The organism is Agromyces aurantiacus, assembly GCF_016907355.1.
Taxonomy (GTDB): Bacteria; Actinomycetota; Actinomycetes; order Actinomycetales; family Microbacteriaceae; genus Agromyces; species Agromyces aurantiacus.
The window spans coordinates 2,238,495-2,264,335 of the sequence record NZ_JAFBBW010000001.1; the positions used below are offsets into that span (position 1 = coordinate 2,238,495).

A 25,841-nucleotide genomic window follows, 5' to 3' on the forward strand; every position below is an offset into this window, starting at 1 on the left:
ACGCGCCCGCCGGGCCGCCGTCCCTAGCGTCGAGGGCATGCAGATCCAACCTTCTGACCTCGGACTGGTCGCCCGCGTCGCCGGGCTCGGCAAGCACTACGGCGCGGGCGCGGGCGCGGTCGCCGCGCTCCAGGACGTCTCGCTCGGCCTGCGCCGCGGCGAGTTCACGGCGATCATGGGCCCCTCGGGCTCGGGCAAATCCACGCTCATGCACATCATGGCCGGCCTCGACACGCCCACCTCGGGCCGCGTGTGGCTCGGCGACACCGACATCACCGAACTGCCGGATGCCGCGCTCACGGTGCTGCGCCGCCGGCGGGTGGGGTTCGTGTTCCAGTCGTTCAACCTCGTGCCGACGCTCGACGTCGAGGGCAACGTGCTGCTGCCGTTCGAGCTCGACGGGCGCCGACCCGCACGCGAGGAGCGTGCGCTCATCGATGCGCTCATCGAGCGGCTCGGCCTCGGGCCGCGGCTGCGCCACCGCCCGCACGAGCTCTCGGGCGGGCAGCAGCAGCGCGTGGCGATCGCGCGGGCGCTCGCGACGCGTCCCGACCTCGTCTTCGCCGATGAGCCCACCGGCAACCTCGACTCGCGCACCGGGCGCGAGGTGCTCGCGATCCTCGCCGACGCGAGTCGCGAGTCGGGCCAGTCGATCGCGATGGTCACGCACGACCCGATCGCCGCGAGCCACGCCGACCGCATCCTCTTCCTCGCCGATGGGCGGATCGTGCGCGACGCGACCCGCTCCACGGCCGAGGAGATCTCCACCTACATGCTCGCCATGGAGCGTGCCGCGTGATCCGCCGGCTCCTCGCCGAGCACGGGCCGACGGTGCTCGTGGCGACGCTCGCGTCGGCGTTCGGCGTGGCCCTCCTGCAGGTGACCGGGTACCTCGGCTCGGCGATCCGCGCCGACGACGTCACCGGCGAGAGCGGCACGGCCGCGATCATGCTGCAGATCGCGGCGTGGGTGTTCATCGTCATCGCGATCTACGTGAGCGCCGTCGTCACGTCGAACACGGTCGCGACGGTCGTGGCCGGGCGCACGCGCCTCATCGCGCTGCTGCGGCTCATCGGCTCGAGCGCCCGTGCGCAGCGCGCCGCGATCGCCCGTGAGGGGCTCGTGGTCGGGGCCATCGGCGCCGTCGCGGGAGTGCTCGTGGGAACCGGCGCCGCCATCGCGCTCTCCGAACTCGCGATCGCGACCGACGTGCTGCCCCGCGTCGAGCACCAGTGGGCGGATGCCGCGGTGCTGCCGCCCGCGATCGTCGCAGCCCTCACGACCTGGCTGGCCGCCTGGGTGGGATCGCGCCGCGTGCTCGCGGTCCGCCCGGCACAGGCGCTCGGCAACGCGACGGAATCCTCGCGCGACGAGCTCGCCGCACGCCACGGCCGCACGGTCGCCGCGGGAGTGCTCGCCGGCGTCGGCGTCCTCCTGCTGCTCGGCGGGGTCGCGCTCGGACTGGTCACGCCGCTCGGCGTGCTCGTCGGACTCCTCGGCGGGGTGCTCTCGTTCACGGGCGTCGTGCTCGGCGCCCACGTGGTCATGCCGCCCGTGCTGCGCCTCGTCGGGCGAGCGCTCGGCTCGTCGGCACCCGCGCGCCTCGCCGCGGAGAACGCCGTGCGCCATCCCGAGCGCAGCTCGCGCATGACCATCGGCCTCGTGATCGGCGTGACGCTCGTGACCATGTTCGCCGTCGCGATGGAGTCGTACCGCACGCTGCTGCTCGCGGCGACCGAGGACCGCCCGGAGATGCGCGAGGGGATCGACGAGATCATCGCGGGAACGGTGAGCGTGTTCAGCATCCTCGTCGGCTTCAGCGCGCTCATCGCGGCGATCGGCCTCGTGAACACGCTCTCGCTGAGCGTGCTGCAGCGCACGCGCGAGCTCGGGCTGCTGCGAGCGCTGGGCTTCGAACGCCGCCAGCTGCGCGCGATGGTGATCGCCGAGGCGGCCGCGCTGACCGCCGCCGCGACCGTCACGGGACTCGTGCTCGGCGTGTTCTACGGCTGGGCGGGCGCTCAGTCGATGCTCGGGAGCGTGCAGGGGGAGCCGCTCGTGATCCTGCCGTCGATCCCGTGGGGTGTCGTCGCGGCGCTCGTGGGCGCGGCGGCCGTGCTCACGGTGGTCGCCTCGCTCGCGCCGGCCCGCCGGGCGACGCGCGTCTCGCCGGTCACGGCGCTCGCGGTCGAGTGAGCGTGCCGGCGCGGGCGAGCGGATGACGCGTGACGGGTGCCGGTCACTGGGGGGCGGCACCCGCCACGGGTCCGCCCTGCGCGGTCGGTCGGCATCCGTCGACGTCATGGTTGCGCTCGTTCGCGTGCACGGTGTTACCCTGAATCCGTGCTTCACGGCCTGCTTCTCCTTAGCTGCCGCAGCGAGTCCTAGTTCACAGGCCTCCCTCGCTGCGGAGTTCGTCGTCGGCTGAAACCCCCGAAAAGCGAGAAGAGCATCCCATGCAGAACCACCAGAAGCCGTCGCCGATGCCCGTGCATCGGTATCGTCCGTTCCACGAGCAGATCCAGGTCGACCTGCCGGATCGCACGTGGCCGTCCAAGCACATCGAGAAGGCGCCGCGCTGGTGCGCGGTCGACCTGCGCGACGGCAACCAGGCGCTCATCGACCCGATGAGTCCCGAGCGCAAGCGCATCATGTTCGACCTGCTCGTCAAGATGGGCTACAAGGAGATCGAGGTCGGCTTCCCCTCGGCGAGCCAGACCGACTTCGACTTCGTGCGCAGCCTCATCGAGGAGGGCGCGATCCCCGACGACGTCACCATCCAGGTGCTCACGCAGGCGCGCGACCACCTGATCGAGCGCACGTACGAGTCGATCCGCGGCGCGAAGCAGGCGATCGTGCACCTGTACAACTCGACGAGCGTGCTCCAGCGCGAGGTCGTGTTCCGCACCGACAAGCAGGGCATCATCGACATCGCCCTGCACGGCGCGCGCAAGTGCCGCGAGATGGAGGCGACCGTGCCCGGCACGACCGTCTTCTACGAGTACTCGCCCGAGAGCTACACGGGCACCGAGCTCGAGTACGCGGTCGACGTCTGCAACCAGGTGATCGAGGTCTTCGAGCCGACGCCCGAGCGCAAGGTGATCATCAACCTGCCCGCGACGGTCGAGATGGCGACGCCCAACGTGTACGCCGACTCGATCGAGTGGATGTCGCGGCACCTCGCGCACCGCGAGAACATCATCCTGTCGCTGCATCCCCACAACGACCGCGGCACCGCCGTGGCGGCCGCCGAGCTCGGCTACATGGCCGGGGCCGACCGCATCGAGGGATGCCTGTTCGGCAACGGCGAGCGCACGGGCAACGTCGACCTCGTCGCGCTCGGCATCAACCTGTTCACGCAGGGCATCGACCCGCAGATCGACTTCTCGAACCTCGACGAGGTCAAGCGCACGGCCGAGTACTGCAACCAGCTGCCCGTGCACGAGCGCAGCCCGTGGGCCGGCGACCTCGTCTACACGGCCTTCTCGGGGTCGCACCAGGATGCGATCAAAAAGGGCTTCGAGGCCATGGAGGCCCGTGCCGACGAGCGGGGCGTCTCGGTCGACGACCTGCCGTGGGCCGTGCCGTACCTGCCGGTCGACCCGAAGGACCTCGGTCGCAGCTACGAGGCCGTCATCCGCGTCAACTCGCAGTCGGGCAAGGGCGGCGTCGCCTACCTGCTGAAGACCGACCACGCACTCGACCTGCCGCGCCGCCTGCAGATCGAGTTCTCGAGTGTCGTGCAGGCCAAGACCGACGCCGAGGGCGGCGAAGTCACGAGCGAGGAGATCTGGTCGATCTTCAACGACGAGTACCTGCCCGCGCCGCAGGACCGCCCCGACGAGAAGTGGGGCCGGTTCGAGCTGCTGTCGCTGCGCACCGAGAGCGACCTCACGGGCGATGTCCGCGTGCGCGTCGGCCTCCGCGACGGCGACGAGCGCGTCGACGCCGACGGGTCGGGCAACGGCCCGGTCGCGGCGTTCCTGTCGGTCCTCGCCTCCGAGGGCGTCGACGTGCGCGTGCTCGACTACAGCGAGCACGCGCTCTCGGCCGGCGGCGACGCCCTGGCGGCCGCGTACGTCGAGTGCCAGGTCGAGGGCCGCACCCTGTGGGGCGTGGGCATCGACGCCGACATCTCCACGGCATCGCTCAAGGCCGTCGTCTCGGCCGTGAACCGCGCGCTGCGCGGAGTCCGCGTGCGCGAGGAGGCCCAGGCGCCGGCCCTCGCCTGATCTCGATCGTCGAACGGGCGGGTGCGGCTTCCGTCGCCCCGCCCGTCGGCGTCTACGCCCGCCGCCAGACCCGCCAGCTCGCGATCGCACGCTGCTCGGGCAGGCTCCAGCCGAACCGCACCGAGCCGAGGCGGATGAGCGTCGTGACGATGACGCACGTCGTCGCGGCGACGGTGATGTTCGCGCCGAGCGCCACGAGCACGACGATCAGGACGGTGCCCGCGGCCGCCGCGATCGCGTAGAGCGATCCGACGTGCATGAGCGCGATGGGCAGGTTCAGCGACACGTCGCGCAGGATGGACCCGCCGACCGCGGACACGACGCCCACGAACACCGCGGGAACCTCGGGCACGCCGTACGCGAGCGCCTTGGTCGTGCCGATCGCGGCGAACAGGCCGATGGTGACGGCGTCGAGCGCGATGATCAGCGGGTTCAGGCGCGTGAAGAGTCGCAGCAGCAGCATCCCGAGCAGCGCCGCGAGCGTCGCGACGAGCAGGTACCAGTTGCTCTTCATCGCCGCGGGCAGCTGGTTCAGCAGGATGTCGCGCAGCAGGCCGCCCCCGAGCCCGACCAGGATGCCGATGAGCGCGACGCCGAGGAGGTCGAGCCGGCGCTCCTTCAGGCGTCCCGCGAACATGGCCCCCTGCAGGGCGCCGATCGCCACCGCCGCGAGGTCGGCCCAGAGCGGGATCTCGAACGGCGCGAGCGTCATGCCTCGGTTGTACCACGCGATCCGCGCGCGGCGGCGTCGGCGTGCGCGGCGAGGAACTGCTCGAACGTGATGCGGCCGTACGGCTCGCCCGGCACGAGGTTCGCGCCCGACGCGAACGCCGAGAATCGCGTGCCGGGCAGCCGGAACGGCAGCGTCGGGCGGCGCGAGCCGCGCGCGGCGAGGTAGGCGCGCGCGAGGTCCCTCGCGGTGCGCGTCTGGGGGCCGCCGATGTCGGGCGCCATGCCCGCGGCATCCGAGTCGAGCAGTTCGACGAGCCGTTGCGCGACCTCCTCGACCGCGATCGGCTGGAACGAGAACGCCGGCGCGAACACGATGGGGGAGAGGCGTTGCACGCCGAAGAGGGTCTCGATGAAGTCGTGGAACTGGGTCGTGCGCAGCACGGTCCAGCGCAGGCGCGACTCGGCGATGATCCGCTCGGATGCGCGCTTGCCCGCGTAGTACGCCAGAGGGATGCGATCGATTCCGACGATCGACGAGTAGAGCACGCGTGGCCGACCCGAGCGGTCGGCCGCGCGCACGAGGGTCTGCGTGATGCCGGTGTCGTCGCGCAGCGTGGTGGCAAGGTGGAGCACGGCGCGCACGCCGTCGAGTGCGGCCTCCACGCCCTCGCCGGTCTCCAGGTCGCCCCGGACCGTGCCGGGCGCGCCGCTGCGGCTCAGCACGCGCACGTCATCGCCGCGCGCGGCGAGCAGGCGGACGACCGCCCGGCCGAGCGTGCCAGTGCCTCCCGTCACGAGGACGGGTGCGGACGACGAGGTCACCCGACCATTCTGCCGTTCCGGACGGGGTGCCGGTGCGCGCCCTCGGCCGGGGGGCCGGTGGTCGGTGGGAGAATCGAGACGTGCCCGTGTACCGAGATGACGCCGTCGTGCTGCGCACGCACAAGCTCGGCGAGGCCGACCGCATCGTCACGCTCCTCACGCGCCGGCACGGCAAGATCCGCGCGGTCGCGCGCGGGGTGCGGCGTACCGCGTCGAAGTTCGGGTCGCGGCTCGAGCCCTTCATGGTCGCCGACCTGCAGCTCTACGAGGGCCGCACGCTCGACGTGATCACGCAGGCCGAGACGATCGGCGCGTACGGCGCCGAGATCAGCCAGGACTACGCCGCCTACACGGCCGCGAACGCGATGGTCGAGGCCGCCGACCGGCTCACCGAGGCCGAGGGCTCGCTCCAGCAGTACCTGCTGCTCGTCGGCGCGCTGCGGTCGCTCTCCCGCCGCGAGCACGGGCCGGCGCTCACGCTCGACTCCTACCTGCTGCGCGCGCTCGCGATCGCGGGCTGGGCGCCGACGTTCGCCGACTGCGCCCGCTGCGGGCGCGAGGGTCCGCACACCGCCGTGGTCGTGCAGCTCGGCGGCGTCGTCTGCAACGACTGCGCACCGCCGGGCACGCCGCGCATCGCGCCGTCCACGGTCGACCTGCTCGGCGCGTTGCTCGCCGGTGAGTGGGATGTCGCGGAAGCGGCCCCCGAACGCGACCGGGCGCAGGCGAGCGGTATCGTCGCGGCGTACGCGCAGTGGCATCTCGAGCGCGGCCTCCGCTCGCTCTCCCACGTCTCCCGAGAAACGGCTCCCCAGTGACTCCCAAGCCCTACACCCACAAGGATGCGGTGCCCTACCGCCCGCTCGACTGGACCGGGGTGTACCCGCCGGCAATGCCGAAGGGTGCGGTGCCCGACCATGTCGCGATCGTCATGGACGGCAACGGCCGGTGGGCCAACCGCCGGGGCCTCACGCGCATCGAAGGCCACAAGGCGGGCGAGGCGGCGCTGCTCGACGTGGTCGCCGGCGCCGTGCAGATCGGCGTGAAGCACCTCTCGGTGTACGCGTTCTCGACCGAGAACTGGAAGCGCTCGCCCGACGAGGTGCGATTCCTCATGGGCTACAACCGCGACGTGCTGCACCGCCGGCGCGACCAGCTCAACGAGTGGGGCGTGCGCATCCGATGGGCCGGCCGGAAGCCCCGGCTGTGGCGCTCGGTGATCGACGAACTCCAGTTCGCCGAGCGGCTGACCGCGGGCAACGACACGCTCACGCTGACGATGTGCGTCAACTACGGCGGGCGCAACGAGATCGTCGACGCCGTCCGCTCGATCGCCGACGACGTGGCATCCGGCCGCCTGCGCCCGTCGGCCGTGAGCGAGAAGCTCATCCAGAAGCGCCTCTACGTGCCCGACCTGCCCGACGTCGACCTGTTCGTGCGCAGCTCGGGCGAGCAGCGCACCTCGAACTTCCTGCTCTGGCAGTCGGCGTACGCCGAGATGGTGTTCCTCGACACCCTCTGGCCCGACTTCAGCCGCACCGACCTGTGGCAGGCGATCGAGCTGTACGCGTCGCGCAACCGCCGCTTCGGCGGCGCGATCGACGCTCCCGCGGCGGAGTCCGCGAGCGGGGCGTAGCCGAGCGGATGTCGCGTGGCGCGCTGGGGGCGGCGGGCGCCGTGCGCGTTCCGCGTCAGCCGCGCACGGCTGCCGCGAGCGGTCCGCTCGTCCATCGCTCGACGGCGGCGGCCGACCGCAGCCGGACGATCGGCAGTTCCGGACGCGTCGCGGCCAGCTCCGCGATGCGCATCGCGGTGAGGCCATGCGTGCGCCACGCCCAGCGCACGATGTGATCGCGATCGGTCAGCACCGTGCGCAGCGCCGCCTCGTGGTTGCCGTTCCACAGCTCCTCGTTGCGCACGCGACGGCGGATCGTGCGACCGACGACGCGCCGCATCACCACGCGCCGGGGGAGGTCGAGCCACACCATGAGGTCCGCCCGTGCCGCCAGCACCGGTCGGGCGGTGCCGTACTGCCACTCCGTCGCCCAGCGGTCGGCGGAGGCGAGCGCGGCGACCTCGGCGTCGAACTCCGGCCGCGGAGACCACCCCGGACCGTGGAAGAGCGAGTCGAGCTCGACGTAGGGCAGGCCCGCCGCGTCGGCGATGTGCGCCGCCAGGGTCGACTTGCCGCTCCCGCTGGTCCCGGCGACCAGTACGCGTTGCGGTGGGGCGGGCAGCGGGTCGCGCTCTAAGAGCATGCCGCGATGGTAGCCGGAGGCCGCGTCGCTCGTGTACCGCGACGGGAATACGCGGAGCCTTTCATCCGTTCGCGTACATCGTGACGTCCCCCATCAAGATCGACATCTGGTCCGACATCGCGTGCCCATGGTGCTACATCGGCAAGCGCCACCTCGAGGGCGGCCTCGCCGCGCTCGGCGACGACGCGCCCGAGGTCGAGATCGAGTACCACTCGTTCGAGCTCGCGCCCGACACCCCCGTCGACTTCGAGGGCAGCGAGGTGGACTTCCTCGCCGGGCACAAGGGCCTGCCCGTCGCGCAGGTCGAGCAGATGCTCCAGCGCGTCTCCGGCATCGCGGCCGCGGCCGGCCTGGACTACGACTTCGACGCGCTCCAGCACACCAAGACGCTGAAGGCGCACGAGCTGCTGCACTTCGCGAAGGAGCAGGGCCGCCAGCTCGAGCTGTCCGAGCGGCTCTTCCGCGCGTACTTCACCGAGGGCCGGCATGTGGGTCGCGTCGACGAGCTCGTCGAGCTGGCCGCCGAGGTCGGCCTCGATGCCCACGCCGCGCGCGAGGCGCTCGAGTCGGGCCGCTACGGTGCGGCGGTGCAGGCCGACATCGTGCAGGCCGGGGCCTACGGCATCCAGGGCGTGCCGTTCTTCGTGTTCGAGGGCAAGTACGGCGTCTCGGGGGCGCAGCCGGCCGAGGTGTTCGCGCAGGTGCTCACCCAGGTGGCCGGCGAGCGCGACGGGGCCGCCGCGTGAGCAACCAGACGACGGATGCCGCGCCCGCGCCGTTCACGATGATCGGCGACCCCTCGGCCGCGGTGTGCGAGGGCGACGCGTGCCTGCTCCCGGTCGAGCCCGAGTCGACCCCTGTGAAGTGACGCGAATCGTTCGATCGTTCTGCGTGGAGATCGATTCGCGTCATCTCGCGACGCGGCGGACGGTGAGGCGGGCCGCGACGGCGGGTGGGTGACTACTCGGGGTCGGTGATGTCGGCGACGGTCGCGTCGAACGCGCGCACGAGCGCGTCGGCGTCGACGAAGAGGCTGCGGCCGTGCTCGCCCGCGCCCATCGAGACGCGGCGCCCCGGGATCGTCGCGTCGACGACCACGGGCCACGCGTGCGTCGAGCCGAGCGGGGTGATGGTGCCGCGCTCGTAGCCGGTCGCGGCGAGCGCGAGCGAGGCATCCGGCAGCTGCAGCTTGTTCACCGAGAGCAGCGCGCGCAGCTTGGGCCAGCTGATCTTGCGCCCGCCCGGGACCAGCGCGAAGACGTAGGTGTCGTCGCTCTTCTTCACGACGAGCGACTTCACGATGTCGGCCGGCGTGATGCCGAGCAGCTGCGCGGCCTCCTCGAGACTGCGCGCCGGCGGGCGCATGATCACCTCGATGTCGAGTCCGCGCGCCGCGGCATCCGCCTTCACGCGTTCGACGCCGACGAGTCCCTCGGGCGCGGTCATGCCGTCCTCCACAGCGCAGCCATGACCGCATCCTAGGCCGAGCGCGGCGGTGCCGGGCCGGATGGCCCGGTCGTCTGGGAGAATCGAAAGCGATGCCAACGACCACGACCCCCGCCCGCGCGCTCACGATCGGCGGCCTCGACCTCGAGGTGCCGGTCGTGCTCGCGCCCATGGCGGGCATCACCAACACCGCGTTCCGCCGGCTCTGCCGCGAGTTCGGCGCCGGCCTGTACGTCAGCGAGATGATCACGAGCCGCGCGCTCGTCGAGCGCACGCCCGAATCGATGCGGCTCATCACGCACCACGAGTCCGAGACGCCGCGGTCGATCCAGCTCTACGGCGTCGACCCCAAGACGGTCTCCGAGGCCGTGACCATGCTCGTCGCCGAGGACCGCGCCGACCACATCGACCTCAACTTCGGCTGCCCCGTGCCCAAGGTCACGCGCAAGGGCGGGGGCGCCGCGCTGCCCTGGAAGAGCGGGCTGTTCCGCGACATCGTCGAGGGCGCCGTGAAGGCCGCCGGCGAGATCCCGCTCACGATCAAGATGCGCAAGGGCATCGACGCCGATCACCTCACCTACCTCGAGGCCGGCCGCATCGCCGAGGGCGCGGGCGTCGCCTCGATCGCGCTGCACGCGCGCACGGCCGCCGAGTTCTACTCGGGCCACGCCGACTGGCCGGCGATCGCGAAGCTGAAGGAGGCCGTGACGAGCGTGCCGGTGCTCGGCAACGGCGACATCTGGTCGGCCGACGACGCGCTGCGCATGGTCGAGGAGACCGGATGCGACGGGGTCGTGGTCGGCCGCGGCTGCCTCGGTCGCCCGTGGCTGTTCGGCGACCTGGCCGCCGCCTTCCGCGGCGTGGAGGAGAAGGCCGAGCCCTCGCTCGGCGACGTCGCGCGCACCTTCCGCCGGCACGCCGAGCTGCTGACCGAGTTCTTCGACAGCGAGGAACGCGGGTGCCGCGACATCCGCAAGCACGTCGCCTGGTACTTCAAGGGGTACCCGGTGGGCGGCGAGCTGCGGGCGAAGCTCGCGACCGTCGAGTCGCTCGCCCAGCTCGACGACCTCCTCGGCACGCTCGACTGGTCGATGCCGTACCCGGGCGAGGGCGCCGAGGGGCCGCGCGGCCGAGCCGGCACGCCCAAGAACCCGTCGCTGCCCGACGGCTGGCTCGACTCGCAGGAACTCGCCGGGCACGATCGCACCACCCTCGTCGACGCCGAGCTCGACACGAGCGGCGGCTGATCGCGTGCGCGACCGACTCTTCGGCGGCTACGACGAGGCCGACGTCGAGCGATTCCTGCCCGAGCAGCACGAGAACCGCCGGCGCAGCGACTTCGCGCGCGACCGCGCCCGCCTGCTGCACTCGAGCGCGCTGCGGCGCCTCGCGGCGAAGACGCAGGTGCTGAGCCCCACCTCCGGGCTCGACTTCGCGCGCAACCGCCTCACGCACTCGCTCGAGGTCGCCCAGGTCGGTCGCGAGCTCGCGTCGAGCATCGGCCTCGACCCCGACGTCGTCGACACCGCGTGCCTCGCGCACGACCTCGGGCACCCGCCCTTCGGGCACAACGGCGAGAAGGCGCTGAACGCGTGGGCGGCCGACATCGGCGGGTTCGAGGGCAACGCGCAGACCCTGCGGATCCTCACGCGACTCGAGCCCAAGGTGTTCTCGCCCGCGGGGCGCTCGCTCGGGCTCAACCTCACGCGCGCGAGCCTCGACGCGAGCTGCAAGTACCCCTGGCCCGAGGCCGCCGGCGTCGGCGACCCGAGCGGGCGCAACAAGTTCGGCTTCTACGCCGACGACATCGACGTGTTCGAGTGGATGCGCCGTGGCGCCCCAGAGCGACGGCTCTGCATCGAGGCGCAGGTCATGGACCTCTCCGACGACATCGCCTACTCGGTGCACGACTTCGAGGATGCGATCGTCGGCGGCTACATCGACGTCGCCGCGCTCGGCCGCCGTGTCGACCACGATGAGCTCGTCTCGTCGATGTACGAGTGGATCGGCGGGGCCATCGGCCACGACGAGCTCATCGCCGCGTTCGACCGGCTCGACTCGCTCGACGTGTGGATCTCGTCGTGGCAGGGCAGCCGTCGCGACCAGGCCGCGCTCAAGAACCTCACGAGCCAGCTCATCGGGCGGTTCGCGCACGCCGCGACCGAGGCGACCCGGGCGCACCACCCGGTCGCGAGCCTCATCCGGTTCGACGCCGACGTGGTGGTGCCCCGGCACGTGCAGGCCGAGATCGCCGTGCTCAAGGGCATCGTCGCGGCATTCGTGATGTCGCGGAACACCCGTCAGCCGATCTACAGCCAGCAGCGGCAGGTGCTCACCTCGCTCGCCGATGCGCTCTGGCGATCCGGCGAGGCGAACCTCGACGCGGGCTTCGCCGAGGACTGGCGCGCAGCGACGGATGACGCGGCGCGCAAGCGCGTCGTCGTCGACCAAGTCGCGAGCCTGACCGACCAGTCCGCGCTCGCCTGGTACGAACGGCTGGTGCAGCGGTGACGCGCGTGACGGGCCGCCGCGCCCCATCCGCGGAATAGGATTGAGCCATGGCGGGCCGGATTCGACAGAGCGACGTCGAAGAGGTGAAGGCCCGCACGAACATCGCCGACATCATCGGCGAGCACGTCTCGTTGAAGTCGGCCGGCGTCGGATCGATGAAGGGCCTCTGCCCCTTCCATGACGAGCGCAGCCCGAGCTTCCACGTGACGCCGCAGCGCGGCTTCTACCACTGCTTCGGATGCGGCGAATCCGGCGATGTCTACACATTCCTGCAGCGCATGGACCACGTCTCCTTCACCGAGGCGGTCGAGCGCCTCGCCGGGCGGATCGGCTTCGAGCTGCACTACGAGGATGGCGGCCCGGCCGCCGACCACGGCAACCGCGCGCGCCTGCTCGCGGCCAACCAGGCCGCAGCCGAGTTCTTCGTCGAGCGGCTGACCTCGCCCGAGGCCGAGGTCGGGCGGCGGTTCCTCGGCGAGCGCGGCTTCGACGCGGCCGCCGCGGCCCACTTCGGCGTGGGCTTCGCTCCCAAGAGCTGGGATGCGCTCACCGACCACCTGAAGGCCAAGGGGTTCACGACCGAGGAACTCAGCGCCGCGGGCCTCGTCTCGCAGGGCGACCGGGGCGTCTACGACCGGTTCCGCGGCCGGCTGATCTGGCCCATCCGCGACGTCACGGGGCAGACGGTCGGGTTCGGCGCGCGCAAGCTGCTCGAGGACGACCCCGGGCCCAAGTACCTGAACACCCCCGAGACCGCGATCTACCACAAGGCGCAGGTGCTCTACGGGCTCGATATCGCCAAGCGCGACATCGCGAAGACGCACCGCGTGGTGGTCGTCGAGGGCTACACCGACGTCATGGCCTGCCACCTCGCGGGGGTCACGACGGCGATCGCGACCTGCGGCACCTCGTTCGGCGTCGACCACATCAAGGTGCTCCGGCGCGTGCTCGGCGACGACTCCGGCGTCGGCGAAGTGGTGTTCACGTTCGACGGCGACGCAGCGGGCCAGAAGGCCGCGATGCGCGCGTTCGCCGAGGAGAAGCGGTTCGCGGCGCAGACCTTCGTGGCTGTGGCACCCGACGGGCTCGACCCGTGCGACCTGCGCCTCGCGCGCGGCGACGGCGCCGTGCGCACGCTCATCGAGACGAAGACGCCCATGTTCGAGTTCGTGATCCGGCACACGTTGTCGAGGTTCGACCTCGAGACGGTCGAGGGCCGCGTGGCGGCGCTCCGCGCGGCGGCGCCGATCGTCGCCGACCTGCGCGACCCGGCCCTCCGACCGGGATACACGCGCGAGCTCGCGCGCATGCTCGGCATGGAGCTCGGCGAGGTCGCGCGTGCCGTGCGCTCCGCGGAGGGGCGCGAGCGCGCTCCGAGCGACCGAGTCGAGGGCGCTCGGGCGTCGCGGCCCGACCGCGACGGCGCCGCGCGCCGTGACGACGGGGGAGGCCCCGACCGGCCGGGCGGTTCGCGCGGCCCCGGCGCCGCGCCATCCGAGCGGCCGTTCTCGATCGTGCAGCTGCCGAACGACCCGGCGACCCGGCTCGAACGCGACGCGCTGCAGGCCATGCTGCAGTACCCCGAGGCGGTCGGCGACGACCTGCTCCGGCAGGGCGTGGACTGCCGGTTCGGCAACCCGACGCTCGCGGTCGTGCGCGACGGCATCGCATCGGCGATGACGGCGGGCGGCGGCGCCGGCGGATCGGGCACGGCGACGGCGACCCTCACGGTCGACCGCGTGGTCGCCGAGGTGCCCGCGCCGTTCGCGTCGATCGTGCAGCAGCTCGCGGTGCTGCCCGTGCCGCAGCGCGACGACACCGAGCTGACCGCGTACGTCCGGGGCGTCGTGTCGGGACTCGTCGACCGCGAGCTGCTGCGGCAGAAGCAGGAGCTGCTGGGTCGGCTGCAGCGCACCGACCCCGGCGACCGCACCACGTTCGCGGCCATCCAGCGCGCGCTCGTCGATCTCGAACGGGAACGGCGCGCGCTCCGCGGCGACTGAGCCGTCGGCGGCCTCCGGCGGCGGCGTCGCATCCGGAATCGAGGACTGCTCACGCGCGAGCCTGCTCGGATGAGCGCAAGGTTGCAGATCGGTCACATTCCCGGCCGTGCGACCACCCCCCGAGAGCCGGGCGTCGGCCCGTGTGCTAGGTCTGGAAGATACGAGATCGCGACGCGGCGACCCCGCGCGCGATCACCTGACAGGAAGAGGTAGACGGATATGGCATCCGCATCCACGCTCCGCAGGCGGGGCCTCGTGCTCGCTGCGGGCTTCTCCGCCGCCGCACTCGCCCTCGCCGGCTGCTCCGCCGGCGGTGGCGACGAGGGTTCCTCCGGCGGCGGAACGCTCACCATCGGCACCACCGACAAGGTCACCACGCTCGACCCGGCCGGGTCGTACGACAACGGGTCCTTCGCGGTGATGAACCAGGTGTTCCCGTTCCTCATGAACACGCCGTACGGTTCCTCCGACGTCGAGCCCGACATCGCCGAGTCGGCCGAGTTCACCTCGCCGACCGAGTACACGGTGAAGCTCAAGGACGGCCTGAAGTTCACCAACGGCAACGACCTCACGGCCTCCGACGTCAAGTTCACGTTCGACCGCCAGCTCGCGATCGCCGACGACAACGGCCCCTCGTCGCTGCTCTACAACCTCGACTCGGTCGAGGCCGTCGACGACACGACGGTCGTGTTCAAGCTCAAGAGCGAGAACGACCAGATCTTCCCCCAGATCCTCTCGAGCCCGGCCGGCCCGATCGTCGACGAGGAGGTCTTCTCGCCCGACTCGCTGACCTCCGACGACGACATCGTCGCGGGCAACGCGTTCGCGGGCCAGTACGCCATCACGAGCTACGACTTCAACAACCTCGTGGCGTACAAGGCGAACCCCGACTACCAGGGCATCCTCGGTGCGCCGAAGACCGACACGGTCAACGTCAAGTACTACGCCGACGCGTCGAACATGAAGCTCGACGTCCAGGAGGGCAACATCGACGTCGCGTTCCGGAGCCTCTCCGCGACCGACATCGACGACCTCCGCGGCAACGACAAGGTCAAGGTCGTCGAGGGCCCCGGCGGTGAGATCCGCTACATCGTGTTCAACTTCAACACGCAGCCGTACGGCGCCTCCACGCCCGAGGCCGACCCGGCCAAGGCCCTCGCGGTGCGCCAGGCGGTCGCCGACCTGATCGACCGCGAGGAGATCGCGTCGCAGGTCTACAAGGACACCTACACCCCGCTGTACTCGTTCGTGCCCGACGGCCTGACCGGCGCCATCCAGCCCCTCAAGGAGCTGTACGGCGACGGCAACGGCGGCCCCGACGCCGACAAGGCCGCCAAGGCGCTCGAGGATGCCGGCGTGCAGACGCCGGTCGAGCTGAACCTGCAGTACTCGAACGACCACTACGGTCCGTCCTCGGGCGACGAGTACGCGCTGATCAAGGACCAGCTCGAGGCCTCGGGCCTGTTCACGGTGAACCTGCAGACCACCGAGTGGGTGCAGTACTCGAAGGACCGCACCGCCGACGTCTACCCCGCGTACCAGCTCGGCTGGTTCCCGGACTACTCGGACGCCGACAACTACCTGACGCCGTTCTTCCTCACCGAGAACTTCCTCGGCAACCACTACGAGAACCAGGAGGTCAACGACCTCATCCTCGAGCAGTCGGTCACCGCCGACGCGGACGCCCGCACGGCGCTCATCGAGGAGATCCAGCAGAAGGTCGCCGCCGACCTGTCGACGGTGCCCTACCTGCAGGGTGCCCAGGTCGCGGTCGTCGGATCGGACGTCTCGGGGACCGAGGACACGCTCGACGCGTCGTTCAAGTTCCGCTACGGAGCGCTCTCGAAGGGCTGAGCGCGACTAGAGTCGTTGAAGCTCTACGACGGGGGCGATCTGCAACCGCGGGTCGCCCCCGTTCCCCTGCACCCCTGAGGAACCCATGAGCACTGTTGACACCACGGCCCTCGCGGAGGGCGCCCCGCAGCCAGGACGGCCCAAACCCAAGGCCCAAGGCGGAGGACTCGGTCGGTACCTGCTGATCCGCTTCCTGCTGATCTTCCCGACCGTCTTCATCCTCGTGACCGTGGTGTTCATCGCGGTCCGCGCGACCGGCGACCCGATCACCGCCGCGCTCGGCGACCGGCTCACCGCCGAGCAGCTCGCCGAACGCATCTCGGCAGCCGGGTACGACCGCCCGATCATCGTCCAGTACCTCGAGTACCTCGGACAGATCTTCACCGGCGACTTCGGCACGACCATCAGCGACAACCGACCCGTGATCGAGGTGCTGCTGACCTACGGCGGCGCGACGCTCGAGCTCGCGTCCTACTCGCTGCTCGTCGCCTTCGTCGTCGGCATCCCGCTCGGCCTCGCCGCCGCGTATTTCCGCGACCGCGGACAGGACGCCGTGCTGCGCGTCTTCGCGATCCTCTGCTACGCCACGCCGGTGTTCTTCGCGGGCATGCTGCTGAAGCTCGTCTTCTCGGTGTGGCTCGGCTGGCTGCCGGTCGCGGGTCGTGCCTCCACCGGCGCGGAGCTGCAGATGCAGACGCTGCCCAACCCGACCGGGCTCTACACGGTCGATGCCATCCGGACCGGCGACCCCGCCGTGCTCGGCGACGTGCTCGCGCACGCCGTGCTGCCCTCGATCGCGCTCGGCCTGCTCACGGCGGGCGTGTTCCTCCGGCTCGTGCGCACGAACGTGATCGGCACGCTCGCCACCGACTACGTCGACGCGGCACGCTCGCGCGGCGTGAGCGAGTACCGGCTGCTCCGTCGTCACGCGTACCGTCCCGCGCTCATCCCGATCATCACGGTCATCGGCCTGCAGATCGCGCTGCTGCTCGCGGGTGCGGTGCTCACCGAGACCACGTTCGAATGGAAGGGACTCGGCTTCCAGCTCGCCGAGTACCTCCAGGCCCGCGACTTCGTCGCCGTGCAGGGCATCGTGGCCCTCCTCGCGGTGATCGTCGCGCTGACCAACTTCGTCGTCGACGTGCTCGCGGCGCTCATCGACCCGAGGGTGAGGTACTGACATGACCGCGGCATCCACCGCCGTCGTCCCCAAGCGGCGACTGCGCGACCGGCTCCCCGTCGTCCACCAGCTCCGGCAGAGCGTCGGGCTCCAGCGCGGCATGCTGGTGACGGGTCTGGTCATCACCGGCGTGTTCATCCTCACGGCGATCTTCGCGCCGGTGCTGGCGCCCTACCGGTACAACCAGCTGCGCTCCGCCGAGGGCCCGTTCGGCGCTCAGCAGCCGCCGTCGCCCGAGCACCTGCTCGGCACGACCGTCGGCGGCTACGACGTGCTCTCGCGCGTCATCTGGGGGGCGCAGACCGCGCTGCTCGTGATCATCGTGGCCGTCGTGCTCTCGCTGTTCCTCGGCGTGTTCCTCGGCCTCGTCTCCGGGTACATCGGCGGATGGCTCGACCGCGTGCTCGTCGTCATCAGCGATGCGATCTACGCCTTCCCGTCCCTGCTCCTGGCGATCCTCGTCGCGATCGTGATCTCGGGCGGGCAGTCGAGCATGTGGGGCGGCATCTTCGCCGCCGCGATCTCGATCACGGTCGTGTTCATCCCGCAGTACCTGCGGGTGATCCGTGCCGAGACCGTGCGCATCAAGGCCGAGGCGTACGTGGAGTCGGCCAAGGTGCTCGGCGCGTCGAACTCGCGCATCATCTTCCGGCACGTCCTGCGCAACGCCACCCGCACGCTGCCGCTGATCTTCACACTGAACTCCTCCGAGGCGATCCTCACGCTCGCGGGCCTCGGCTTCCTGGGCTTCGGCATCGAGCCGACCTCGGCTGCCGAGTGGGGCTACGACCTCAACAAGGCGCTCTCCGACGTCACGAGCGGCATCTGGTGGACGGCGATGTTCCCGGGCCTCGCGATCGTGTTCACGGTGCTCGGCATCACGCTGGTCGGCGAGAGCCTGAACGACCTCGCCGACCCGCGCCTGCGGGGGCGGCGCCGGGTCGCCCAGGCCGCGGGCGAGGTCGCCGAGACCTCGGTCGTGCCGGGCGGCACCCTGGTCGCCGGTCCGGGAGGCCTCAGCGGCCTCGAGGACGGCGAGACGTTCGACGAGCACGGGATCGAGGTCAAGCGATGAGCACGGTGGTGGACATCGACCGGCTCGGCGTGTCGTTCGCGACGGACGCCGGGGCCGTGAAGGCCGTCGAGGACGTGAGCCTGACGGTGGAGCGCGGCGAGGTCGTCGCGATCGTCGGCGAGTCCGGCAGCGGCAAGACCGTGACGGCGAAGACCATCCTGGGCCTGCTGCCCGAGACCGCGACGACCAGCGGCGCCGTGGTCCTCACGAACCGGGCGGGCACCGCCGACCAGGACGTGGTGTCGCTCTCGCGCGACAAGCTGCGCTCGATCCGCGGCCGCGACGTCGCGATGGTGTTCCAGGAGCCCTCGACCGCCCTCAACCCGGTCTTCACCGTCGGGTGGCAGATCATGGAGGGCCTGCTCGCGCACGGGAAGCTGTCGAAGAAGCAGGCGCGCGCGAAGGCGATCGAGATCCTCGGCAAGGTCGGCATCCCCGACCCCGAGCACCGCGTCGACTACTACCCGCACCAGTTCTCGGGCGGCCAGAAGCAGCGCATCGTCATCGCCATGGCCCTCGTGCTCGAGCCCGGCCTCATCGTGGCCGACGAGCCGACGACCGCGCTCGACGTGACCGTGCAGGCCGAGATCCTCGACCTGCTGCGCCGCGTGCGCGACGAGTTCGGCACCGCGATCGTGCTCATCACGCACAACATGGGCGTCGTGGCCGACCTCGCCGACCGGGTCGTGGTCATGTACCAGGGCCGGGTGGTCGAGGAGGCCACCGCGCGCGAGCTCTTCGCGAACCCGCAGGACGACTACACCAAGGCGCTGCTCGCGGCCGTGCCGTACGTGGGGCACGGCACGGTGCGTGCGGCCGAGCGCGCGGCGGCGCGGCCCGCCGACTGGGCGGAGCAGGCGCCGATCGTCGAGGCCCGCGGCCTCGAGATCGTCTACCCGGGCCGGTTCGGCCGCGCGGGCTTCCGCGCGGTCGACGGCGTCGACCTCATGATCCGGCCCGGCGAGGTGCTCGGCCTGGTCGGCGAGAGCGGATCGGGCAAGACGACGATCGGCCGGGCGATCGCGGGCCTCACCAAGGTGACCGGTGGATCGCTGACGGTGCTCGGCCACGAGATGCTCGGCATCCGCGAGCGCGACTTCCGGCCGGTGCGCGACCGCCTCGGGTTCGTGTTCCAGGATCCGGCCTCGAGCTTCAACCCGCTGTTGACGATCGCCGAGGCCGTGGCCGAGCCGCTCGTGATCCACGAGCGCGCGGTCGACGCGCGCGACGCCCGCCCGCGGGTGAACGAGCTCCTCGAGGCGGTCCAGCTGCCCGCCTCCTACGGCGACCGGTACCCGCACGAGCTCTCCGGTGGCCAGCGCCAGCGCGCGAGCCTCGCGCGGGGGATCGCGCTCGAGCCCGAACTGCTCATCGCCGACGAGCCCACCTCGGCGCTCGACGTGTCGGTGCAGGCGCGCGTGCTCGACCTGTTCGCCGAGCTGCAGCGCGACTTCGGCTTCGCGTGCCTCTTCATCAGCCACGACCTCGCCGTGGTCGACCTGCTCGCCGACCGCATCGCGGTGCTCTACCACGGCCGGCTCGTCGAGGAGGGCACCGGCGCTGAGGTGCTCGGCGCGCCGAAGGACCCGTACACCCAGCGCCTGCTGGCGTCGCTGCCCGTGCCCGACCCGGTCGCCCAGGCCGAACGACGGGAGGAGCTGCGGCGCATCCGGGAGGCCACCCGATGACCCGCTCCGCGACGCACGGCTATCCGATCGTCGTGAGCGACCTCACGGTCGAGTACCCCGCCCACGGTGCGAGCGCGGCGCACGTCGCCGTGCACGGCGTGAACCTCCGGCTCGCCCCGGGGGAGGTGCTGGGACTGCTCGGGTCGGCGGGCAGCGGCACCTCGACGCTCGCCAAGGTGCTCTCCGGGGTCGCGTTCGAGTCGTCCGGACCGGGCGGCGAGGTGCGCCCGGTGATCACGGGCGGCGAGGCGCTGGTGCTGGGCACACCCCTGCGCGGCGTCAACCGGCGCCGGCTCAACGAGCTGCGGTTCCACGTCGGCTACCTGGCGCAGGATGCCGCGGCGAACCTGCCGCCCGACCGGACGATCTCCGAGATCATCGGCGAGCCGATCCTCGAACGCGACCACCGGTACAACCGGAAGGCCCTCACCACGCGCGTGGCGACGATGGTCGATGCCGTGCGGCTTCCGCTCAGCATGCTCGAGAAGTACCCGTACGAGCTGAGCGGCGGTCAGCGGCAGCGCGTGGCGCTGGCCCGGGCGCTCGTGCTCGGCCCGAAGCTGCTCATCGCCGACCAGCCCACGGCGGGCATCGACCTGACGGTGCGCGACGCGGTCGCGCAGCTCGTCAACGAGCTGCGCGACGGCCACACCTTCTCGGCGATCGTCATCACCCACGACCTGCCGGTGCTCCGCCGGGTCGCCGACCGCCTCGCGGTGCTCGATCGGGGCGAGCTCGTCGCGATCGGCACCATGGACGAGGTCTTCCACGATCCGTCGCATCCGTACGTGAAGGCGCTGGCCGGCGCGCTCGACGACGGCCACGCGGTGATCGACGAGCTGAAGCCCGAGCCGCCCGCGTGACGGCGCCCGGAGCCGGCGACGCACGGCACCGCGCGGTCGCGGGTGCGGTCGGCAGCGCGGATGCCGCGATGCTCGCGCCGCGGCCCGAACCGGGGCCGATCGCGATCGTGCCCGCCGACGAGCCTCGATTCGCCGAGGCGGTCGGCCGCGCCGGCGGGCACGTCGCACCGCTGTCGACGGCGACCCGCGGCCTGGTCTGGACCAGCGCCGAGGGCGAGGACCGGCTCGAGGAGCTGCTGGCGAGCCATCCGGCGATCTCGTGGGTGCAGCTCCCGTGGGCGGGCGTCGACGCGTTCGCCGGGCTGCTCCGGCGCCACCGCGGCGACGGCCGGGTGTGGACCAGCGCGAAGGGCGCGTACGCGCAGCCCGTCGCGGAGCACGCGCTCATGCTCGCGCTGGCCGTGCTCCGCGAGCTGCCGGCGCGCGTGCGCGCGGGGGAGTGGCGCGCCGACGAGCGCGGGCGGAGCCTCTACGGCGCCGATGTCGTGATCGTGGGCGCGGGCGGCATCGCGGTCGAGCTGCTTCGCCTGCTCGCGCCGTTCGGCGTGCGCGCGACGGTCGTCCGGCGTTCGGATGGCGCGGTGCCCGGCGCCGAGCGGACCCTGCCGGCCGTACGGCTGGCCGAGGCCCTCGCCACGGCCGAGGTGGTCTTCGTCGCCGCCGCGCTCACGGACGACACGCGCGGGCTCCTGGGTCGCGAGGAGCTCGGCGCGCTGCCCGACGGCGCGGTCCTCGTCAACGTCGCCCGCGGCGCGCTGGTCGACACCGCGGCGCTCGTGGAGGCGCTCGAGTCGGGGCGGCTCGGCGGGGCGGGCCTCGACGTCACCGACCCCGAGCCGCTGCCCGCCGGACATCCGCTCTGGCACGCGCCCAACTGCATCGTGACGCCGCACGTGGCCGACACCGAGGCGATGACCGTGCCGCTGTTCGCGCAGCGCGTCGCGGCGAACACGGCCGCACTCCTCGGCACGGGGCGCTTCGAGGGGCTCATCGACCTCGACGCGGGGTACTGACGACGTGCACCGCCGGCGCAGGCCGAGCTGAGGGCGGCTCGGATTGGGAGTCCGGGCCGCGCTTTGCTAGAGTGTCTCTGCGCGATACGCGATCCTCCATAGCTCAATTGGCAGAGCAATCGGCTGTTAACCGATAGGTTCTTGGTTCGAGTCCAAGTGGGGGAGCTTCGAACCCCGGTCCTCCATGAGGCCGGGGTTCTTCCGTTCGATCGCCGCGCACGCACGAGGAGGCCGCCCTGTCGGAGGAGGCCGCCGATCCGCCCGCCGCAGCGGACGCCGCGCTCGACGAGTGGGCCGCCGTGCGGACGGCCCGACGCGATGGCCTCGCGGTCGGCCTCGCGACCGCTGCGTACGGCATCTCGTTCGGCGCGCTGTCGGTCGCCTCGGGGCTGGATCTCTGGCAGACCGCGTTCCTCAGCCTCGTGATGTTCACCGGCGGGTCGCAGTTCGCCCTCGTGGGCGTGATCGGCGCCGGCGGGGTCGCGGCCGGCGGCTCGGCCATCGCCGCCGCGGCGCTGCTCGGCGTGCGCAACGTGGTCTACGGCATGCGGATGCGACCGGTCGTCGGCGAGCACGGCCTCGCGCATCGCATCGCCGCCGCGTGGGTGACGATCGACGAGTCCACGGCCGTGGCGCTCGCGCAGTCCACCGAGCGCGCCGCGCGCGTCGGCTTCTGGGTCACCGGCATCGCGATCTTCGTCGGCTGGAACCTCACGACGCTCGCCGGCGCGCTGATCGGCGACGCGCTCGGCGACACCCGCGCCTACGGGCTCGACGCCGCGGCCGCGGCCGCCTTCCTCGGGCTGCTCTGGCCGAGGCTGACGAAGCTGCAGGCCGGCGCGACGGCCGTCATGGCCGCGGTGGTCGCCACGATCGCGACGCCCGTGCTCGCGCCGGGGCTGCCCGTGCTCGTCGCCGCGATCGTCGCCGTGGCCGTCGGATGGTTCGACCTGTTCCGCCGGCGGGAGGGCGCATGACCGCGTGGCATGTGATCCTGCTCGCGAGCGCGGCCACGCTCGCGTTGAAGCTCGCGGGTCATCTCGTGCCTGCCGGCTTCCTCCAGCGGGAGCGCCCGGCGCGCATCGCCGACCTGCTGACCGTCGCGCTCCTGGCGGCGCTCATCGCCGTGCAGACGCTCGGTGCGGGGCAGGCGCTCGTCGTCGACGCGCGCGTGCCCGCCGTGATCGTCGCGGCCGCGCTCTACGCGGTGCGCACGCCGTTCATCGTCGTCGTGGCGGTCGCGGCGCTGGTCGCCGCCGGCATCCGATTCGTCGCCTGAGGGGCGGATGCCGCGGGCTCAGCCCTCGAGGCGCTCGACGCCCGGCGTCCAGCTCGAACCGGGCCGGCCCCACCCGCGCTTCTTCGCGATCTTCTGCACGATGCGCTGGTCGTGGTCGTCGAGGCGGTCCATGTACAGCACGCCGTCGAGGTGGTCGTACTCGTGCTGGAAGATCCGCGCGAGCCATCCGTCGGCGACGATCTCGTAGGGCTCGCCGTCGAGGTCGGTCGCGCGCAGGATCGCCCGCTCGGAGCGACGCAGCGCGAATCGCTCGCCCGGGAACGACAGGCAGCCCTCGGACTCCTCGTCCTCGTCGGGCGCGCCGGGGATCGGCGGCGAGATCCAGAGCTCGGGGTTGATCGCGACGCCGCGCCACTCGCGGTCGTCCTCGTCGGTCCATCCGTACGTGAACACGCGGAGGCCGACGCCGACCTGCGGCGCGGCGAGACCCACGCCCGGCGCGGCATCCATCGTCTCGAACAGGTCGGCCACCAACGCGCGCAGTTCGTCGTCGATGCGGTCGACCGGCGAGGCCGGCGCGTGCAGCACGGGGTCACCCGTGATTCGGATGGGGAGGACGGCCATTCGCCAAGGATATCGAGGGGCGAACGGGTATGGTCGAGGTCGTGGATCCCGACCTCAGCGAGCTGACCGAGCTGATCCCGCTCGACCCCACCCAGTTCATCGGCATCCCGCTCGCGCTCATCGGCGCCGTGTTCCTCTCGGTCGGCGCGCAGTTCCAGCACCGCGGCGTCGTCAAGGTCGAGGCGCAGACCGTCGACACGCTCGGCAAGGGCCTGAACGGCCGCCAGCTCATGCTGCTGCTCGCCCGCCCGTCGTGGGTGCTCGGCACGCTCATGCTGGGGCTCGCGATCGTCTTCCAGCTCTCGAGCCTCTACTTCGCGCCCATCATCGTCGTGCAGCCGCTCGGCGCGCTCGCGCTCGTGATCACCTCGATCCTGAACTCCCGCATTAACCACGTCGAGCTCAAGCGCAAGTCGATCATCGCGATCGTCATGTGCGTCGGCGGCGTCTTCCTCTTCGTCGGCGTCGCCGCGTTCACCGCCGTCGACCGACCGATCACCGCCGGCCAGCTCGTGACGATCCTGATCGTGCTCGCGGTCGTGCTCGCGGCCGCCGCCGTCACGTTCGCGCTGTTCCGCAACCGCATCCGCGCCCTCTACTACGTCATCATGGCCGGCGTCCTCTACGGCTTCGTCGCGACGCTCGCCAAGGTCGTGCTCGGCCGGCTGCGTCAGGGCGAGTTCGAGTGGCTCACGTTCACGTGCGTCATCGCCCTCCTCGCGGCGACGGCGCTCGGCGCGTACTTCGTGCAGAACGCCTACGCGAGCGGGCCGCCCGACCTCGTGATCGCCGGGCTCACGGTCGTCGACCCCATGGTGGCGGTGCTCATCGGCATCATCGTGCTGGGGGAGGCCTCGCAGGCTCCGTTCTGGGCGAACATCGTCTTCGCGGTCGCCGGGGCCATCGCGGTGTGGGGCGTGTTCCTGCTGGCCCGGAACCATCCGCAGACGCGGCTCTGAGCCCGGCGGCGTGCGCATCCGAGCAGCGCGCCGCGCCATCCACAGGGCCTGCGGATCGGGCTCTCGTAGACTATGTTCGGAGAATCCCGCCCAGCAGCCCCGCGCACTCCCGTGCGGAGGCAGGCTCCCCGTTCCACGAACAGCGAGGTACAGCACGACGTGTCCGACTCATCGCGCGGAACCGCCGACCACGATGCTGAGCGTCCGCTCCGCATCCTGATCGGCGCCGACACCTTCGCGCCCGACGTCAACGGCGCCGCCCGCTTCGCCGAGCGCCTCGCCGCGGGCCTCGTCGAACGAGGGCACGAGGTGCACGTCATGGCACCGGCCGCGAGCCGGAAGCACGGCACGTGGAAGGAGGTGCACGAGGGTCAGGAGATCACCGCGCACCGACTCTACAGTTGGCGCTGGTACCCGCATGACTGGCTGCGCTTCGCGCTGCCGTGGCGCATCAAGCAGAACTCGGCGCGCGTGCTCGACCAGGTGAAGCCCGACGTCGTGCACTTCCAGTCGCACATCGTCGTGGGCCGCGGGCTCTCGATCGAGGCCGAGAAGCGCGGCATCCGCATCATCGGCACCAACCACTTCATGCCCGAGAACATGCTCGAGTTCACGCTGATCCCCAAGGCGTGGCAGGACTGGGCCGTCGGGCTCGCGTGGAAGGCCGCACGACGCACGTTCGGGCGCGCCGAGTCGGTCACCACGCCCACGCGCCGCGCCGCCGACTTCCTCGAGCGCTACACCGGACTGCGCGGCGTGCACGCGATCTCGTGCGGCATCGACGCGCACAAGTACTTCCCGAACTGGCAGCCCCGCACCGAGAACCGCATCATCTTCGTCGGCCGGGTCACCGGTGAGAAGCACATCGACGTGCTGCTGCGCGCGGTCACCCTGCTTCCGCCCGAGCTCGACGTGAAGGTCGAGATCGTCGGCGGCGGCGACCAGAAGCGCAACCTCGAGCACATGGCCGTCGACCTCGGCATCGCCGACCGGGTCACCTTCACCGGCTACGTCACCGACGAGGAGCTGCGCGAGGCGTACCACCGGGCCTCGGTGCTCGCGATGCCCTCGATCGCCGAGCTCCAGAGCATCGTGACCATGGAGGCGATGGCCTCGGCGCTGCCCGTTGTCGCCGCCAACGCGATGGCCCTGCCGCACCTCGTGCACGACGGCGAGAACGGCTACCTCTTCGAACCCGGCAGCGCCGAAGACCTGGCGGCGAAGCTCCGCCTCGTGCTCGAAGCCCCGGCCGACGAGTACAACGCGATGAAGTCGCGGTCGCTCAAGCGCATCAAGGCCCACGACATCACCCGCACGCTCGACACCTTCGAGAGTCTGTATCGTGGTGAGCGCGTGACCGATCCGGTCACCGAGTCGATCCCGGTCATCGTTCCCGACTGA

General features: G+C 71.6%; 25 protein-coding genes and 1 tRNA gene. 21 read left to right on the forward strand and 5 right to left on the reverse strand.

From position 1 onward, the window contains the following. The first annotated feature begins 37 nt into the window (after nucleotides 1-37). From JOD46_RS10615 to leuA, 3 genes are all read left to right on the forward strand, one after another. Nucleotides 38-799, forward strand: coding sequence for an ABC transporter ATP-binding protein (locus JOD46_RS10615; protein WP_204394079.1), 762 nt, complete (start codon nucleotides 38-40; stop codon nucleotides 797-799). Then, entirely contained in the window at nucleotides 796-2,196 is a 1,401-nt protein-coding gene (locus JOD46_RS10620) for an ABC transporter permease (RefSeq protein WP_307834999.1), read from the forward strand. The genes JOD46_RS10615 and JOD46_RS10620 overlap by 4 nt, the downstream gene beginning before the upstream one ends. Nucleotides 2,197-2,456: 260 nt before the next feature. Beyond that, complete coding sequence (gene leuA / locus JOD46_RS10625) at nucleotides 2,457-4,232, forward strand: 2-isopropylmalate synthase (protein ID WP_204394081.1); 1,776 nt, start codon at nucleotides 2,457-2,459, stop codon at nucleotides 4,230-4,232. A gap of 52 nt (nucleotides 4,233-4,284) precedes the next feature. Here leuA and JOD46_RS10630 read toward each other — a convergent pair whose 3' ends face one another. Further along, a complete protein-coding gene (locus JOD46_RS10630; protein ID WP_204394083.1) occupies nucleotides 4,285-4,944 on the reverse strand; it encodes a trimeric intracellular cation channel family protein in 660 nt (219 codons plus the stop codon). Further along, on the reverse strand, nucleotides 4,941-5,726 hold the full coding sequence (locus JOD46_RS10635; RefSeq protein ID WP_204394085.1) for an SDR family oxidoreductase: 786 nt from the start codon (nucleotides 5,724-5,726) through the stop codon (nucleotides 4,941-4,943). Before JOD46_RS10635 ends, JOD46_RS10630 begins: the two co-directional genes overlap by 4 nt. An 80-nt stretch (nucleotides 5,727-5,806) precedes the next feature. On the opposite strand from JOD46_RS10635, the gene recO reads away from it, so the two are divergent. Beyond that, the gene (gene recO / locus JOD46_RS10640) at nucleotides 5,807-6,544 is read left to right on the forward strand and encodes a DNA repair protein RecO (RefSeq protein WP_204394087.1); all 738 of its coding nucleotides are present in this window, start codon (nucleotides 5,807-5,809) and stop codon (nucleotides 6,542-6,544) included. Next, a complete protein-coding gene (locus JOD46_RS10645) occupies nucleotides 6,541-7,362 on the forward strand; it encodes an isoprenyl transferase (protein ID WP_204394089.1) in 822 nt (273 codons plus the stop codon). Before recO ends, JOD46_RS10645 begins: the two co-directional genes overlap by 4 nt. A 55-nt stretch (nucleotides 7,363-7,417) precedes the next feature. On the opposite strand, the gene JOD46_RS10650 is transcribed toward JOD46_RS10645, so the two are convergent. Beyond that, on the reverse strand, nucleotides 7,418-7,984 hold the full coding sequence (locus JOD46_RS10650) for a P-loop NTPase family protein (RefSeq protein ID WP_204394091.1): 567 nt from the start codon (nucleotides 7,982-7,984) through the stop codon (nucleotides 7,418-7,420). Nucleotides 7,985-8,064: 80 nt separating this feature from the next. On the opposite strand from JOD46_RS10650, the gene JOD46_RS10655 reads away from it, so the two are divergent. Together JOD46_RS10655 and JOD46_RS18810 are read left to right on the forward strand one after the other, a co-directional pair. Continuing rightward, complete coding sequence (locus tag JOD46_RS10655) at nucleotides 8,065-8,730, forward strand: DsbA family oxidoreductase (RefSeq protein WP_204394093.1); 666 nt, start codon at nucleotides 8,065-8,067, stop codon at nucleotides 8,728-8,730. Beyond that, nucleotides 8,727-8,852 carry a hypothetical protein gene (locus tag JOD46_RS18810; protein ID WP_275588149.1) on the forward strand — a complete coding sequence of 42 codons (126 nt, stop codon included), beginning with the start codon at nucleotides 8,727-8,729 and terminating at the stop codon, nucleotides 8,850-8,852. The genes JOD46_RS10655 and JOD46_RS18810 overlap by 4 nt, the downstream gene beginning before the upstream one ends. 92 nt (nucleotides 8,853-8,944) lie before the next feature. Here the strand turns inward: JOD46_RS18810 and JOD46_RS10660 are convergent, their stop codons facing one another. Continuing rightward, a complete protein-coding gene (locus JOD46_RS10660) occupies nucleotides 8,945-9,430 on the reverse strand; it encodes an aminoacyl-tRNA deacylase (protein WP_204394095.1) in 486 nt (161 codons plus the stop codon). Nucleotides 9,431-9,522: 92 nt separating this feature from the next. On the opposite strand from JOD46_RS10660, the gene dusB reads away from it, so the two are divergent. The 12 genes from dusB to JOD46_RS10720 all read left to right on the forward strand — a co-directional run bounded on the left by dusB (nucleotide 9,523) and on the right by JOD46_RS10720 (nucleotide 22,896). Further along, nucleotides 9,523-10,677 (forward strand): tRNA dihydrouridine synthase DusB, encoded by a 1,155-nt coding sequence (dusB, locus tag JOD46_RS10665; RefSeq protein ID WP_204394097.1) that lies wholly within the window; start codon nucleotides 9,523-9,525, stop codon nucleotides 10,675-10,677. A gap of 4 nt (nucleotides 10,678-10,681) precedes the next feature. Beyond that, nucleotides 10,682-11,941, forward strand: a complete 1,260-nt coding sequence (locus JOD46_RS10670; protein WP_204394099.1) for a deoxyguanosinetriphosphate triphosphohydrolase — start codon at nucleotides 10,682-10,684, stop codon at nucleotides 11,939-11,941. 47 nt (nucleotides 11,942-11,988) lie between these two features. Then, nucleotides 11,989-13,944: a DNA primase gene (gene dnaG / locus JOD46_RS10675; RefSeq protein WP_204394101.1), complete on the forward strand. Its 1,956-nt coding sequence runs from the start codon at nucleotides 11,989-11,991 to the stop codon at nucleotides 13,942-13,944. 219 nt (nucleotides 13,945-14,163) lie between these two features. Continuing rightward, a complete protein-coding gene (locus JOD46_RS10680) occupies nucleotides 14,164-15,798 on the forward strand; it encodes an ABC transporter substrate-binding protein (RefSeq protein ID WP_204394103.1) in 1,635 nt (544 codons plus the stop codon). A gap of 85 nt (nucleotides 15,799-15,883) precedes the next feature. Then, the gene (locus JOD46_RS10685; protein ID WP_204394105.1) at nucleotides 15,884-16,978 is read left to right on the forward strand and encodes an ABC transporter permease; all 1,095 of its coding nucleotides are present in this window, start codon (nucleotides 15,884-15,886) and stop codon (nucleotides 16,976-16,978) included. A 1-nt stretch (nucleotide 16,979) separates the two neighbouring features. Beyond that, nucleotides 16,980-18,053, forward strand: a complete 1,074-nt coding sequence (locus tag JOD46_RS10690) for an ABC transporter permease (protein WP_204394107.1) — start codon at nucleotides 16,980-16,982, stop codon at nucleotides 18,051-18,053. Next, nucleotides 18,050-19,741, forward strand: a complete 1,692-nt coding sequence (locus JOD46_RS10695) for an ABC transporter ATP-binding protein (RefSeq protein WP_204394108.1) — start codon at nucleotides 18,050-18,052, stop codon at nucleotides 19,739-19,741. The genes JOD46_RS10690 and JOD46_RS10695 overlap by 4 nt, the downstream gene beginning before the upstream one ends. Further along, the gene (locus JOD46_RS10700) at nucleotides 19,738-20,604 is read left to right on the forward strand and encodes an ATP-binding cassette domain-containing protein (protein ID WP_204394110.1); all 867 of its coding nucleotides are present in this window, start codon (nucleotides 19,738-19,740) and stop codon (nucleotides 20,602-20,604) included. The genes JOD46_RS10695 and JOD46_RS10700 overlap by 4 nt, the downstream gene beginning before the upstream one ends. Further along, a complete protein-coding gene (locus JOD46_RS10705) occupies nucleotides 20,601-21,617 on the forward strand; it encodes a D-isomer specific 2-hydroxyacid dehydrogenase family protein (protein WP_307835000.1) in 1,017 nt (338 codons plus the stop codon). The genes JOD46_RS10700 and JOD46_RS10705 overlap by 4 nt, the downstream gene beginning before the upstream one ends. 92 nt (nucleotides 21,618-21,709) lie before the next feature. Then, nucleotides 21,710-21,782 (forward strand) — tRNA-Asn (locus tag JOD46_RS10710). Between the two features lie 134 nt (nucleotides 21,783-21,916). After that, entirely contained in the window at nucleotides 21,917-22,594 is a 678-nt protein-coding gene (locus JOD46_RS10715; RefSeq protein WP_204394112.1) for an AzlC family ABC transporter permease, read from the forward strand. Next, nucleotides 22,591-22,896, forward strand: a complete 306-nt coding sequence (locus JOD46_RS10720) for an AzlD domain-containing protein (protein ID WP_204394114.1) — start codon at nucleotides 22,591-22,593, stop codon at nucleotides 22,894-22,896. The genes JOD46_RS10715 and JOD46_RS10720 overlap by 4 nt, the downstream gene beginning before the upstream one ends. Nucleotides 22,897-22,914: 18 nt before the next feature. On the opposite strand, the gene def is transcribed toward JOD46_RS10720, so the two are convergent. Continuing rightward, entirely contained in the window at nucleotides 22,915-23,481 is a 567-nt protein-coding gene (gene def, locus JOD46_RS10725; RefSeq protein ID WP_204394116.1) for a peptide deformylase, read from the reverse strand. A 41-nt stretch (nucleotides 23,482-23,522) separates the two neighbouring features. On the opposite strand from def, the gene JOD46_RS10730 reads away from it, so the two are divergent. Together JOD46_RS10730 and JOD46_RS10735 are read left to right on the forward strand one after the other, a co-directional pair. Then, a complete protein-coding gene (locus JOD46_RS10730) occupies nucleotides 23,523-24,440 on the forward strand; it encodes a DMT family transporter (RefSeq protein WP_372432447.1) in 918 nt (305 codons plus the stop codon). A gap of 159 nt (nucleotides 24,441-24,599) precedes the next feature. Next, on the forward strand, nucleotides 24,600-25,841 hold the full coding sequence (locus JOD46_RS10735; RefSeq protein WP_307835001.1) for a glycosyltransferase: 1,242 nt from the start codon (nucleotides 24,600-24,602) through the stop codon (nucleotides 25,839-25,841).